This is a genomic window from Leisingera sp. ANG49, assembly GCF_059694505.1.
The window spans coordinates 1-13498 of the sequence record NZ_JCATZN010000014.1 but is presented as its reverse complement, the minus strand read 5'-3'; the positions used below and the strand labels follow the sequence as shown (position 1 = coordinate 13498).

The following is a 13498-nucleotide window of genomic DNA, read 5'->3' as shown; positions in this document are numbered from 1 at the left end:
AAGGGCTGCTCTGCCGGCAAGGGGCTTGATTTTCGCAATCGTTATCGATATCGGTATCGCAACCGTTATCGATACCGGATTGAACTCCGGTACACCAGCCGGAGATCAGAGATGACACTGAAGATTGCAATCAACGGATTCGGGCGCATTGGCCGCGGGGTACTGCGGGCGCTGCTTGAAAGCGATGCCAAGGATATCGAGGTAGTGGCCATCAACGACCTGTCGCCGCCGGAAACCCTGGTGCATCTGCTGAAGTACGACAGCGTGCACGGGCGCCTGAAAACCCCGGTGTTCCTGGCAGACGACCTGATCCGCGTGGGCCACCACAGCATCCGCCTGAGCGCCATCCGCAACCCGGAGGAGCTGCCCTGGCAGGATGTGGACATCGCCTACGAATGCACCGGCCTGTTCACCGCCCGCGAGGATGCAGCGCGGCATCTGAAAAACGGCTCCAAGCGGGTGCTGATCTCTGCCCCCGGCAAGGATGCGGACCGCACCGTGGTCTTTGGCGTCACTCACATGGATCTGACGGCGGAGGACGTGATCATCTCCAACGCGTCCTGCACCACAAATTGCCTGGCGCCGCTGGCCCAGGTGCTGGACGAGGCCTTTGGCATCAAAACCGGCTATATGACCACCATCCACGCCTACACCGGTGATCAGCCGACTCATGACACCAGCCACAAGGACCTCTACCGTGCCCGAGCAGCCTCGCTGTCGATGATCCCCACGTCCACTGGGGCTGCGCGGGCGATCTCCGAGGTGCTGCCGCATCTGAAGGGGAGGCTGGAAGGCTCGGCCATCCGGGTGCCCACCGCCAATGTCTCCGTGGTGGACCTCAGCTTTGTCCCGGAGCGCCCTGCCACGGTCGAGGCCGTCAACGCGGCGGTGCAGGCGGCAGCTGCAAACGGTCTGGAGGGCATTCTGTCCTACGAGGAAGACCCGCTTGTCTCCGTCGACTTCAACCACGACCCGCATTCCAGCTGCTTTGCCGCCGCGCAGACCGCCGTCACCGCCGAAGGGCTGGTGCGGGTGGTCAGCTGGTATGACAATGAATGGGGCTTCTCCAACCGCATGGTGGACACCGGCCGCCGCATCGGCGCAGTGATGAAATCCGCAGAGGTGGCTTTGGCCAGCTGACGGGTTCCTCCCGCCCGTCGTCCGCCCTATGGGCTTCCTCCCGTTGGGCCCGGCGCCGCGCTGACGCGCGGCGCTGTAGCTTTTGGCGCTTGGCTTCAAAGCCTTCAACAAGGTCAGCCGGCAAAAAAGCTGACTCCAGGATCTGCTAAATCAAACTCCGGGCCGGGTACGGCTGGCATGACCTGCCCAATTGCGCCACAACAGGCGCAAGACATGATCAGCTACAGGAGACCGGCGTGACCGTCACCCGTGAAACCGTCCTTGAGGCGCTCAAATCCATCACCGACCCCTTCAGCGGCAGCGATATCGTCAGCGCAGGCATCGCCCGCGCCGTAAGCGTCGAAGGCAGCACCGTCCGCTTTGTGCTGGAAATCGACCCCGGCAAGTCCGAGGCCTACGGCACCGTGCGCGACAAGGCCGACGCGGCCGTGGCAGCGCTGCCGGGGGTGGAGAAGGTATCAGCCATGCTGACCGCCCATTCGGAGAAAGCACCGCCGGACCTGAAACCCAAAAAAGCGGCACAGCCCCAGCAGCAAGCACCGCAGAAAGTGCCGGGCGTGGCGCGGATCCTCGCTGTGGCCTCGGGCAAGGGCGGCGTTGGCAAATCCACCGTCTCGGCCAACATCGCCTGCGCTTTGGCGATGCAAGGGCGCAAGGTCGGCCTGCTGGATGCCGACGTCTACGGCCCTTCACAGCCAAAGATGCTGGGGGTCAGCGGCCGCCCCGCCAGCCCCGACGGCAAGACCATCCTGCCGTTGCGCAACCACGGCGTCACCATGATGTCGATGGGGCTGATGACCGGCGAAGACCAGGCCGTGATCTGGCGCGGCCCCATGCTGATGGGGGCGCTGCAGCAGATGCTCTTGCAGGTGCAATGGGGGCAACTGGACGTGCTGATCGTCGACCTGCCGCCCGGCACCGGCGACGTGCAGATGACCCTGGCGCAGAAAACCCGCGTGGACGGCGCCATCGTTGTCTCCACCCCGCAGGACGTGGCCCTGATCGATGCGCGCAAGGGCATCGACATGTTCCGCAAAATGAATGTGCCGGTGCTCGGCATGATCGAGAACATGTCGACCCATATCTGCTCCAACTGTGGCCATGAGGAACATGTCTTCGGCCATGGCGGCGTGACGCGGGAAGCCAGGAAGCTCGACGTGCCGCTGCTGGGTGAGGTGCCGCTGCATCTCGACGTGCGTCTGGCCGGCGACAACGGCACGCCAATCGTTGCGGCCAAACCCGGCAGCGCCCAGGCCAAGGTCTTCCTCGACATCGCCACCCAACTGGTCGACGCAGGCGCCGCCTGACTGCTGCCAGTCCTGGGGCGAGGGCCGCGCAGCGGCGGCGCGCAGCGCCGTTCATCCTTGAGGCGCGGCTGGCAGACCAAAAATGGACAACGCGCTTGAAGGGCAGAATTGCCCTTTCAAACGCTTCTCATCAGTTCCTTTTCGCCGCGCAGCAGCGCCACGCCCAACTGCGACGGGCATTCTGTGAATGCCCAGGAACAGGCGGGAGCCTCCGCCCGCCGGATCAGGCGTATTTTTCCAGGAACTCCTCGGCCCGCAACCGGCGGAAATCCGGCAGCGCTGCACGCAATGCCTCATGGTCCCAATCCCACCAGGCCAGCACCATCATCTGCTCGGCCACCGCCTCGGGAAAACGGCGGCGGATCACCTTGGCGGTATTGCCGCCGACGATTGTGTAGGGTGCCACATCCTTGGTCACAATGGCGCCTGACGCCACAACCGCGCCATCGCCGATTGCAACCTCGGGCTTGATCATAGCCCCATGCCCGATCCAGGTGTCATGGCCGATGCACGCGGTGCGTCCGGCGCGGCAGGCGAACCACTCCGCGTCATCCTCTGCGTCGTCCCAATAGCTTGCGGAGCGATAGAGGAAATGATGCAGCGACGCCTTCTCCATCGGGTGATCGGAGGCGCCGATCCGCACAAAGCTGGCGATATTGGCGAACTTGCCGATCTGCGCATTGGCAATGTCGCAACTGCGGTCGCAATAGCTGTAGTCGCCGAACACGGAATTCGCGACCCGGCTGCCTGCACCGATCTCTACATAAGCGCCCAAGCTGCTGCCGGTAATAGTGCAATCCGGGTGAAGAAACGGCGCCTCGGCCTGCAAACGGAGCATGGTTTTCCTCTTCAAATATCCGGGGCGGGGTCAGGGCAGCAGAAACGCGCTGCCTTTCTCCGCCTTGGCCAGATTGCGCCGGGCCTTTCCGCCCTCGCCCTTGATCAAGCGGCGGCGCAGCCAGCCGGAGAACCAGTCCATCAGCATCACCATCAGGATGATCAGGGTGATGTAATAGGCCACCTCCTCCCAGTCCTTCTGGGTGATGATCGCCTGTGTCAGCAGCAAACCGATGCCTCCACCGGTAATCGCGCCGATGATGGTGGCAGAGCGTGTATTGGATTCCAGGAAATACAGAAGCTGGCTCAACAGCACCGGCGTGATCTGCGGGATCACTCCGAAACGGTAGCGCTGCACCGGTTTGGCGCCGGTGGAGGCGACACCCTCGATCTGCTTCTGGTCAACGTTCTCCAGCGCCTCGGAGAAAATCTTGCCGAAGGTGCCGGTGTCCGTCACCAGGATCGCCAGCGCACCGGTCAAGGGTCCGGGGCCAAAGGCGCGCGCCAGCACTACCGTCCAGATCAGCGAGTCGACGCCGCGGACAAAGTCAAACAGGCGGCGCATGGCAAAGCGGATAATGCGCAAGGGCATGAAGTTCCGGGTGGCAAGAAAGGCCAGCGGCAGCGCGATGATGCCGGCACCGATGGTGCCAAGGAAGGCCATCAGCAGGGTCTCTGCGATCGCCCAGGCCACATCCTGATGGCGCCACATCTTGTTGGTCCAGTACTCCTGGAAAATCGCCCCCGCCTCGCCGGTGGCAGCGCGGTGCAGCAGCTCCCCCGCTCCCATGCCGTAATAGGGGCTCTCGAGAGTAAAGAAGAACAGCTCCCACCCGGCGAAATACCTAAACACCTCGGCCCGGTTGCGGGTCACGGTCAGGCGGCCGGCCTCCGTGGTCACGGCCAAGCGGTTCTTGGAGACATTGATCCAGTCGGGAACATCCCCTTCAGGCAGCTCAGCCCGCACCCCTGCGCTGCGGCTCGGAGTGGCGCGCACGGTGCCATAGCCGGGGATGGCGTATTCAATGGATTCGAGTCCGAAAGTGACCCTGTGGCCGTCCTCCAGGTCAATCACCGTGGTCTCGCCCAGGGCCACCCAGTCCGGCGCCGTGCCATCAGGATAGGCCCCCTTGCGCTCGCCTTCGATCGCTACAGAGACTTCGCCGCTACGGTTGTCGCGGGTGACATGGGTCTTGTAGCTGTAGCTGTCGCTGACCAAGGACTTCGCGTTGTCCAGGCTGGCACGCTCCCACAGCCCCGGCAGATCGAAGGCGACAAACACATAAGCCAGATAGGCCAGCACAGCGGCAGGAAGAGCGAAATTCACAAGCCGCTTCTTCATGAACAGCCGCGAGACGTCCGATTTGAGGTCTGCCGGTGTCAATGTGGTGTCAAAAGTGGTCATGGCTTCGCTCCATGAGTCAGGCGGTCACGCAGGAGGCCGGACAGCTGGTCAACGGCCACGATGGTGACAAAAAGGAGGAGGAAAATCGCGGCGGCCTCGTCATAGCACCCCTGCCCCCAGGACATGGCGTTCTTCAGCTCATAGCCGATGCCGCCCGCGCCGACGAAACCAAGGATGGCAGAGGCACGGATGTTGATCTCGAACCGCAAGAGTGCGTAGCTGACATAGTTCGGGCCTACCTGCGGGATCACTCCCAGCGTCATCCGCTGCGCCCAGGTGGCACCCACAGAGGTGAGGCCTTCGACCGGTTTCAGCGAGGCGTTTTCGTTCACCTCGGAGAACAGCTTGCCCAGCGCGCCGGCAGTGTGGATGGCAATGGCGATCATCGCAGGCACCGGCCCGCCGCCGAGGACAAAGATCAGCACCAGCGCTATGACAATTTCAGGTATTGCGCGGCAGATGTCGCTGATGCGGCGGAACAGGGGGATCAGCACCGGCCAGGGCGCCATGCCGCGGGTCGCCAGCAGCGACAGCAGGGTGCCGAACACAGCCCCCACCAGAGTCGAGGCCGCGGCGATGTTCAACGTCTCCACCAGCGCCGGGAAGAAATGCACCAGATGCCCGGGCAACTGCGCGGCCTTTTCGGCGGCTTCTGCCAGAACCTCGGTCGGGTAGTCGAAGATGCGGGTGAAACCGTCGGCAAAGGAGCCAGCATTGCGGTCATCCGCAGTGCGGAACCCTGCCACCATCAGCGCCACGAAAACTGCAAGAAGAATACCGCCATACAGCCGCTTGCGCTGGGTGTGTGCGGTATAATGCTCCCGGATCTCCTCCACCGAGGGCCGGGCTGCCGTCAGATCTGCCATCTAAGGGTCCTGGTCTTTGAGGGGTGGCCAAACCAGCGGCCATCGAGGGAATTGCGGGGCCCGGGCAAGCCCGGAACCCTGCAGAGCTCAGTTCTATGAGTGCTGGGCTGAAATTACTGGGACTTCAGTTTGCGGGCTTCGATGATCACTTCATAGGCGTCGTGGGTGATCGGGTCGAAGCTCTTGGCTTCACCGGCAGCGACACCGTAGAAGCAGTCGCGGTCAATCTCGCTGAGGTTATCCATCAGCGCGGTCATTTTCTGTTTCACGTCAGCCGGCAGCGCCTTGCGCAGCACAACCGGGCCTTCCGGGATCGGCGCCGATTTCCAAATCTCGACCATGTCGTTCATGTCGACCAGGCCGGCATCCACGGCACGGCGCAGCGCGCCCGACTGGTAGCCGTCTTCCCATTCGCCCAGGCCGTCGGCCCAGGTCACGCCGCCATCAACGTCGCCATTGGCGACAGCGACGATGGTCTGCTCATGGCCGCCGGTGAACTTCACTTCGCCGAAGTAGTCGCCCGACTCCATGCTGGCATTGATCTTGTTCGGGATCTCGATCGACGGGATCAGGTAGCCCGAGGTGGAGTTCGGATCGCCGAATCCGAAGGCCTTGCCCTTCATGCCTTCCAGCGAAGTGATGCCGCTGTCCTTGCGGGCAAAGCCGACCGAGTAGTAGCCGTAACCGCCGTCGGTGTTCACCTTGACCAGAACCGGCTCAACCGCTTCGGGGTCGGACAGATAGGTCTTGGCATAGCCCGACGCGCCCAGCCAGGCCATGTCTATGGTGCCGCCCAGCAGGCCCTGGATCACGCCGTTATAGTCGGCAGGCGCAAACAGCTTGGTTTCAACACCCAGTTCATTCTCGGTGTATTCGCGCAGGCATTCGTTGTTGTTCAGGCGGTCCTGAGCGTTCTCGCCGCCCAGAATGCCGATGCGGAATGCCTTGATTTCCTCTGCCGCAACAGGGGCGGTCAGCGCGGTGGTCGCCAGAACGGCAGCAATCAGCTTTTTCATCTCATTTCTCTCCGGTTGGTCTTTCCCGGGGAGCAGCCCCCAGGATCGATGAAAACAAGTCAGGGGTTATTCAGCAGGAATGGCGGCGCGCAGGGCGTCCGTCTTCTCCAGCGTTTCGATCTCGGTTGAGGTGGCGGCCTCGGAGAATTCCTCTCCGGCACCATAGATTTCGCGTGCCACACCGGTGGTCAGCTGCTCCGGCAGCCCATCGAACACGATACGCCCGTCGCGCATCCCAACCACCCGGTCGCAATAGCGGCGCGCGGTGTCCAGCGTATGCAGGTTGGCAATCACGGTGCGCCCGTCTTCCTCGTGGATGCGGCGCAGCGCCTCCATCACGGTCTGGGCGTTCATCGGGTCAAGCGAGGCAATCGGCTCATCCGCCAGAATGATTTTCGGGTCCTGCATCAGCGCCCGGGCAATCGCCACCCGCTGCTGCTGGCCGCCCGACAGCGCCTCCGCCCGCTTGGCCGCATGTTCGGCAATGCCCAGCCGGTCGAGGATGTCGATCGCCGTGTGAATATCTGCCATCGGATACAGGTTGAACAGCGCCGCCATCGCATTGCGGCGGTTCAGCGTGCCGTGCAGAACGTTGGAAACAACGTCCATCCGCGGCACCAGGTTGAACTGCTGGAAAATCATCGCGCAGTCGGACTGCCAGGCACGCTTGTCCCTGCCTTTCAGTCCGGTGATTTCCCGGCCTTCGAACAGGATGCGGCCGCCGCTGGCGTCCTCCAGCCGGTTCAGCATCCGCAGCAGGGTGGACTTGCCTGCGCCGGAGCGGCCGATGATGCCGATCATGCAGGGCTTGTCGATGTCCAGCGTGGCGGTATCCACCGCAATCTTTTCGCCGAAGCGTTTGGTCAGTTTGTCAATGCGCAGCACCGGGGCGCTCCCTTCTCGTTCCGGGATTGCCTACCGGCCCTGCTCAAAGCTCATGTGTCACTGCCGTGAAAGTTTTGTAACGCCGCCAGGCGCAACCCGCAGGCGTTCCGTCCGGATAAACCGCCCTGCCGCCCAATCTGCCCCTGTGCACAGCGGGCCGGACAGTCTATACGGCCTTCGACTCCTCAATTCCGTTCGCAAAAGGAAGCTGCCAGATGTCCTTTGACCGCAAGATCAAGATCGCACCCTCCATCCTGTCTGCCGATTTCGCCAACTTCGGCCAGGAGATCCAGGCCATCGAAGCCCAGGGCGCCGACTGGGTGCATGTGGATGTGATGGACGGGCATTTCGTGCCGAACCTCACCTTCGGCCCGCAGGCAGTGAAGGCGTTCCGCCCGCATGTCAAAACGGTGATGGACGTGCACCTGATGATCGCGCCGGTTGATCCCTACATCAACGCCTATGCGGATGCCGGCGCCGACGTGCTGACCGCCCATATCGAGGCAGGCCTGCACATCCACCGCACCCTGCAGGCGATCCGTGCAGCCGGCATGAAGGCTGGCGTCGCACTGAACCCTGGCACTCCGGCCGAAGCCGTTGAGCACTTGCTGGACCTCACTGACCTTGTCTGCGTGATGACCGTGAACCCGGGTTTCGGCGGCCAGAAGTTCATCGACATGACCGCCAAGATCCGCCGCCTGCGCGCGATGATCGGCGACCGCCCGGTGCATATCGAGATCGACGGCGGTGTCGATCCCACCACTGCGCCGCTGGTGGCCGAGGCCGGCGCCGATGTGCTGGTCGCAGGCTCCGCGGTGTTCAAGGGCGGCTCGGTGGACAACCCGGAGGTCTATGGCGAGAATATCCGCAAAATCCGCGCCGCCACCGAAGGCACCTGGACGTAAGCGACGGGAACTCCCGTCAATCGCAGGGCGCATCCTGAAATGCGCCGCTCTTGTTGGGCCGGGCGCCGCGCTTTCAGCGCGGCGCTTTTCTTTAGGCGGGCTGCGTCTGTACGCCCTGGCTGCCTTCTTATGCGCCCTTGTTCAGATCATCGAAGGACTTGCCATCGGCAACCAGCTGCTCCAGCAGCGGCGCGGGCTGCCAGAAGAAATCATCTTCAACCGCATAAGCCCGAATATCCGCCAGGATGCTGTCCAGCCCCTGCAGGTCGGCCCATTTCAGCGGCCCGCCCCAGAACCGCGGGAAGCCATAGCCGAACAGCATCACCATATCCACGTCCAGCGGGCGACGTGCGATCCCTTCACCCACCACCTTGGCGGCCTCATTGACCATGGCGCACATGTAGCGGCGTAAAACCTCCGCGTCCGGGAACGCGCGTGGGGTGATACCTTGCTGCTTCTGATCCTTGGCGATCAGCTCCGCCACCTGCGGATTCGGCACGCCGCCGCCCCGCGGACCGTCCTCGTAGACATAGAAGCCTTTGCCGGTCTTCCGGCCGAAATCGCCGCCCTCGCAGAGCATCTCGTAGAAGCGCGGTACCCGCTCGCGCGGATCACGGGTCGGCGCGCGGCGTTTGCGGGCGGCCCAATTGATGTCGAGGCCTGCCAGATCGCCCATTGAAAACGGCCCCATCGGGAAGCCGAAACCGGTCACCACCTTATCCACCTGATAGGGCGACGCCCCATCCAGCACCACATATTCCGCGGCCTTTCGGTAGGCGTTCATGATCCGGTTGCCGATGAACCCGTCGCAGATGCCGGAGCGCACCGCGACCTTCCTCAGCCGCTTGCCAAGGGCAAAGCCTGTGGCCAGAACATCCGGCGCGGTCTTCTCCGCCACCACGACCTCCAACAGCTTCATCACATGCGCCGGCGAGAAGAAATGCAGCCCGATCACATCCTGCGGGCGGGAGGTCACCGCGGCGATCTCATCCACATCTAGGTAGGACGTATTGGTTGCCAGCACCGCTCCCGGCTTGCAATGCGCATCCAGCTTGCCAAAGACCTCGCGCTTGACGTCCATGTCCTCGAACACGGCCTCGACCACCAGGTCCACTTGCCCCAAAGCGGCATAATCCGTGGCCACGGTCAGCGCCTCGCCAGTCAGCTGTTCATATTGCGCCTGGGAAATCTTGCCCCGCTTCAGCGCGCCCTGCAGATTGCCCTCAATCCGGCCGCGCGCGGCAGCAACCGCCTCATCAGTCATCTCGATCAGCACCACGTGCAGCCCGGCCAGCAGCGCCGCGGTGGCGATACCCGCTCCCATGGTGCCGCCGCCGATCACCCCCATTGCGGAAACGTCACGAGGTTCAACGCCTTCCAGCTCCGGCAGCTTGCTGACCGCGCGCTCCGCGAAGAAGGCATGGATCAGGCCCTGCCGCTGATCCGACTCCATGAGTTCCGTAAACAGCGCGCGCTCGCGCTTGAGACCCGCCTCAAAACTCTCCGCCTCGACCGCCGCCTGCACCGCCCGCACCGCCGTTGCCGGCGACAGCTGGCCGCGGGCTTTCTTCAATGTGGCCTCATAGACCGCATCGAAATCCACCGGATCCGGCGCAGCCATTTCACCGACGGCCCGGCGCGGCGCGCCTGCGTCCAGCAGCTCCTGCGCATAGGCAAGGCCAATCTCGCGCGGCTCACCGTCTTCGATGCGGTCGATGATGCCCTTGTCCAGCGCCTCCGCCGCGCCGATGTGGCGGCCGGTGGTGATCATCTCCAGCGCTGCCTCGGTCCCGGCCAGCCGCGGCAGCCGCTGGGTGCCGCCGGCGCCGGGCAAGATGCCCAGGTTGACCTCAGGCAGACCCATCCTGGCCGAAGGCACCGCAATCCGGTAGTGCGAGGACAAGGCCACCTCCAGCCCGCCGCCCAGCGCCGTGCCATGCATGGCCGAGACCACGATCAGCGGCGACGCTTCAATCCGGCTGCACAGGCCCGGCAGATAGGGCTCCTGAGGCGGCTTGCCGAATTCGCGGATATCGGCACCGGCAAAATAAGTCCTGCCTTCACCGTAAATCAGCACTGCCTTGGCGCCCTCCTCCTCGGCGCGCCCGATCCCGTCCAGCAGCCCCTTGCGCACATCAAGGCCCAGCGCGTTCACAGGCGGATTCTGCGCCTTCAGAACGGCAATATCGCCGACGCGCTCAAATGCAATGGCTTCACTCATCCGGTCATCCTCTCTCTTCCGCGGCGGCAGTGCCTGCGCCCGGCTCCAAACAGATTAGGCACGGCAGCCGGACCGGCGCCAAGCCCCAATGACAGCAGAAGGCCCGCAAACCACGCGTCTCGGCGCTTACGGCCTCCGGCAGACTGTCATGCTGATAGTTGCGTAACAGAAATAGTGGTAAATGGAAACTTTTTGAAACACCTTATCTGTCAGCACAGCCGCCAGGCCTGTCAGCCGGTTTTCATCAGCCTGCTGGCGGTCCCGCCGTCCAGGGTTTCCAGCGCTTTGACAGAGCATCCGGCACCGCAGCAAAGCCGCCCTTCGCCAAGCTCTCCCGCCCATGCCGACGGGGGGGGCAAAGCGGAGTTCCCCCGCTCTTCCGTTTCCCCGGCCAACGGCGCAGTGCCGGGGCCTAGCGCGGCCGCAACACCGGCGCCGTTCGAAGCGATATTCAGCTCCCAGTTCTTCAGTCCGGCCATCCGATCGGTTCGCTATACAAACCACTGGTTTGAATTTCGATTGACAGACACTGTCCTTTTCTGCCAACACAATTGCATCGCTATGCGTCTTCTCACGCAGACAGCATCCGCCGGAACCAGCAGGGAGCATCGGCAAGAGCATGGGAACGGTATCCAAAGCCTTGTCCTTACTGACTTACTTTGACCACAGCCGGACCAGGATCGGGCTCAGCGACCTCACACGCCTGTCCGGCATGAACAAGGCAACCGTCTACAGACTGATGAGCGAACTGCAGGAATCAGGTTATGTCGAACAGGCCGGCGACGATCGCTCCTACCGGCTCGGTCCCCAGGTTCTACGCCTTGCGGCCCTGCGCGAGGCGGCGGTTCCGATCCTCTCCGTTTCTCGCCGGGTGCTGCGCGACCTCAGCGACGAAACCGGCGAAACCAGCCACCTGTCGCTCTTGCAAGGCCGCCAGCTCAATTCGCTGTCGCATGCCTATTCGCCGCGCACCGCCACCAAGGTGATGATGGAGGACGCCAGGGTCCTGACGTTTCACGGCACTAGCTCCGGCATGGCGGTGCTGGCTTATGCCGATCCGGATTTCGCCGAGGAAGTCCTGTCGCAGCCGCTGGAGGCCCGCACCCCGGAAACCGTCACCGACGCGCAGGAAATCCGCGCCCAGCTGGCCGGCATCCGCAGCAGCGGCATTGCCGTGTCGGTTGGCGGGTTTGAGGCTGACGTGCATTCCCACGCGGTCCCGGTCTTTGGCCCGGACCGCAAGGTGATCGGCGCCCTCGCGGTGGCCGCGCCGGCCTCCCGCATGTCGGCGGAACAGAAACAACTGATCCCGGCGGCCCTGCGCCGCGCGGGCGCCGCCCTCACCCATCGTATCGGCGGTTCCGCCCCCGCAGACTACCCGCAGGACGAAACCGCCTGACCCCTTCACCGGCCCGGACCGGGCCGCATCCAGGAGCTGCCCCATGAAAGACTCCAACTTTCTGAAAGAACACAACGCCAAATCCCTGTGGCACCCGATGGCGCACCCGGGTGACAGCCTGGCCAATCCGCCCGCCATCATCACCTCCGCCCAAGGGGTCAAGATCACCGACATCGACGGGCATGAGGTGGTCGATGCGGTCGGCGGCCTGTGGAACGTGAACCTCGGCTTCTCCTGCCAGGTGGTGAAGGACGCGATTGCCGCGCAGCTTGATGTGCTGCCCTATTACTCCACCTTCCGCGGCACCACCAACAACCAGGTGATCCAGCTGGCCGAGGAGCTGCGCACCTTCTTCGCGCCCGACGGGCTGACCCGCGCCTTCTTCACCTCCGGCGGCTCGGATTCGGTGGAAACCGCCCTGCGGCTCGCGCGCCAGTACCACAAGATCCGCGGCGAGGAAGGCCGCACCAAATTCCTGAGCCTCAAGAAGGGCTACCACGGCACCCACATGGGCGGCGCCTCGGTGAACGGCAATGCCAATTTCCGCACCCAGTACGAGCCTCTGCTGCCCGGCTGCCACCACATCCCGGCGCCCTACACCTACCGCAACCCGTTCAACGAAACAGATCCGGAGCGGCTGGCCCAGCTCTGCCTGCAGGCGCTGGAAGATGAGATCGCCTTCCAGGGCGCGGGCACCATCGCCGCCTTCATCATGGAACCGGTCCTGGGCGCAGGCGGGGTGGTCCCGCCGCACAAGAGCTTCATGCCTGGGGTGCGCGAGATCTGCACCAAGCACGGCATCCTGCTGATCGCCGATGAGGTGATCACCGCCTTCGGCCGCACCGGATCGTGGAGCGGCTCACGCCACTGGGGCGTGCAGCCCGACATGATGGCCACCGCCAAGGCGATCACCAACGGTTACTTCCCTTTTGGTGCGGTGATGATCGCGGACCATTTGACGGAAACCTTCGAGAAGGACACTACCGGCAAGGCGGCCATCGGCCACGGCTACACCTACTCGGGCCACCCGGTCGGCGCCGCCGCCGCCCTCGCCTGCCTTGCGGAAACCCAGCGCCTGAACGTGCCGGAAAACGCCGCCGCCCGCGGCAGCCAGATCCACCACGGCCTGCTGGCGCTGCAGCAGAAATACCAGCTGATCGGCGACGTCCGCGGCGGCCACGGCCTGATGTGCGCGCTGGAGCTGGTGTCCGACCGCGCCACTAAGGCAGCCGTGGACAAGAAGACCATCGGCAAGCTGCAGGAGGTCGCCTATGAGGCCGGCGCGATGGTGCGGGTCTCCGGCCCCAACATCATCCTGTCGCCGCCGCTGGTGCTGAGCGCGGCGGAGGCGGACACCATTCTCTCGGCGCTTGACACAGGCTTCGCGGCAGTGAGCTGACGCAAGCGCCAAGCGCTGCCGCGCCCGGGCCAGCCAGGACCGGGCGTCGCCAGTTGCCATAGCGGGACCAAAACACCCCCTTCCAGCCCCCGCCCCCCGTCACGCCACCCCCCCCCCA

11 protein-coding genes are annotated in these 13498 nt (G+C 64.0%); 5 read left to right on the top strand and 6 right to left on the bottom strand.

What is annotated here, in order from left to right:
• The first annotated feature begins 111 nt into the window (after positions 1-111).
• Entirely contained in the window at positions 112-1140 is a 1029-nt protein-coding gene (gene gap, locus AC58NV_RS22405; RefSeq protein ID WP_497229132.1) for a type I glyceraldehyde-3-phosphate dehydrogenase, read from the top strand.
• Positions 1141-1376: 236 nt separating this feature from the next.
• A complete protein-coding gene (locus AC58NV_RS22400; protein WP_497229131.1) occupies positions 1377-2447 on the top strand; it encodes an Mrp/NBP35 family ATP-binding protein in 1071 nt (356 codons plus the stop codon).
• Between the two features lie 223 nt (positions 2448-2670).
• On the opposite strand, the gene AC58NV_RS22395 is transcribed toward AC58NV_RS22400, so the two are convergent.
• From AC58NV_RS22395 to phnC, 5 genes are all read right to left on the bottom strand, one after another.
• Entirely contained in the window at positions 2671-3285 is a 615-nt protein-coding gene (locus tag AC58NV_RS22395) for an LbetaH domain-containing protein (RefSeq protein ID WP_497229130.1), read from the bottom strand.
• A gap of 30 nt (positions 3286-3315) precedes the next feature.
• Complete coding sequence (phnE, locus tag AC58NV_RS22390; protein WP_497229129.1) at positions 3316-4689, bottom strand: phosphonate ABC transporter, permease protein PhnE; 1374 nt, start codon at positions 4687-4689, stop codon at positions 3316-3318.
• Positions 4686-5555 carry a phosphonate ABC transporter, permease protein PhnE gene (phnE, locus tag AC58NV_RS22385; RefSeq protein ID WP_497229128.1) on the bottom strand — a complete coding sequence of 290 codons (870 nt, stop codon included), beginning with the start codon at positions 5553-5555 and terminating at the stop codon, positions 4686-4688. Before phnE (AC58NV_RS22385) ends, phnE (AC58NV_RS22390) begins: the two co-directional genes overlap by 4 nt.
• A 113-nt stretch (positions 5556-5668) precedes the next feature.
• Complete coding sequence (phnD, locus tag AC58NV_RS22380; protein WP_497229127.1) at positions 5669-6571, bottom strand: phosphonate ABC transporter substrate-binding protein; 903 nt, start codon at positions 6569-6571, stop codon at positions 5669-5671.
• A 66-nt stretch (positions 6572-6637) separates the two neighbouring features.
• On the bottom strand, positions 6638-7456 hold the full coding sequence (gene phnC / locus AC58NV_RS22375) for a phosphonate ABC transporter ATP-binding protein (protein WP_497229126.1): 819 nt from the start codon (positions 7454-7456) through the stop codon (positions 6638-6640).
• Between the two features lie 215 nt (positions 7457-7671).
• On the opposite strand from phnC, the gene rpe reads away from it, so the two are divergent.
• Complete coding sequence (rpe, locus tag AC58NV_RS22370) at positions 7672-8361, top strand: ribulose-phosphate 3-epimerase (protein ID WP_497229125.1); 690 nt, start codon at positions 7672-7674, stop codon at positions 8359-8361.
• 127 nt (positions 8362-8488) lie between these two features.
• Here the strand turns inward: rpe and AC58NV_RS22365 are convergent, their stop codons facing one another.
• Positions 8489-10582 carry a 3-hydroxyacyl-CoA dehydrogenase NAD-binding domain-containing protein gene (locus AC58NV_RS22365; protein ID WP_497229124.1) on the bottom strand — a complete coding sequence of 698 codons (2094 nt, stop codon included), beginning with the start codon at positions 10580-10582 and terminating at the stop codon, positions 8489-8491.
• Positions 10583-11201: 619 nt separating this feature from the next.
• Here AC58NV_RS22365 and AC58NV_RS22360 point away from each other — a divergent pair.
• The gene (locus tag AC58NV_RS22360) at positions 11202-11981 is read left to right on the top strand and encodes an IclR family transcriptional regulator (RefSeq protein ID WP_497229123.1); all 780 of its coding nucleotides are present in this window, start codon (positions 11202-11204) and stop codon (positions 11979-11981) included.
• A 43-nt stretch (positions 11982-12024) separates the two neighbouring features.
• Positions 12025-13380, top strand: a complete 1356-nt coding sequence (locus tag AC58NV_RS22355; protein ID WP_497229122.1) for an aspartate aminotransferase family protein — start codon at positions 12025-12027, stop codon at positions 13378-13380.
• The last annotated feature ends 118 nt before the right edge of the window (positions 13381-13498 follow it).

Coding starts and splice junctions, on each gene's coding strand:
- AC58NV_RS22395 (WP_497229130.1), bottom strand. CDS start 3,285: ATGCTCCGTTTGCAGGCCGAGGCGCCGTTTCTTCACCCGGATTGCACT.
- phnE (WP_497229128.1), bottom strand. CDS start 5,555: ATGGCAGATCTGACGGCAGCCCGGCCCTCGGTGGAGGAGATCCGGGAG.
- phnD (WP_497229127.1), bottom strand. CDS start 6,571: ATGAAAAAGCTGATTGCTGCCGTTCTGGCGACCACCGCGCTGACCGCC.
- rpe (WP_497229125.1), top strand. CDS start 7,672: ATGTCCTTTGACCGCAAGATCAAGATCGCACCCTCCATCCTGTCTGCC.
- AC58NV_RS22360 (WP_497229123.1), top strand. CDS start 11,202: ATGGGAACGGTATCCAAAGCCTTGTCCTTACTGACTTACTTTGACCAC.
- AC58NV_RS22355 (WP_497229122.1), top strand. CDS start 12,025: ATGAAAGACTCCAACTTTCTGAAAGAACACAACGCCAAATCCCTGTGG.
- gap (WP_497229132.1), top strand. CDS start 112: ATGACACTGAAGATTGCAATCAACGGATTCGGGCGCATTGGCCGCGGG.
- phnE (WP_497229129.1), bottom strand. CDS start 4,689: ATGACCACTTTTGACACCACATTGACACCGGCAGACCTCAAATCGGAC.
- AC58NV_RS22365 (WP_497229124.1), bottom strand. CDS start 10,582: ATGAGTGAAGCCATTGCATTTGAGCGCGTCGGCGATATTGCCGTTCTG.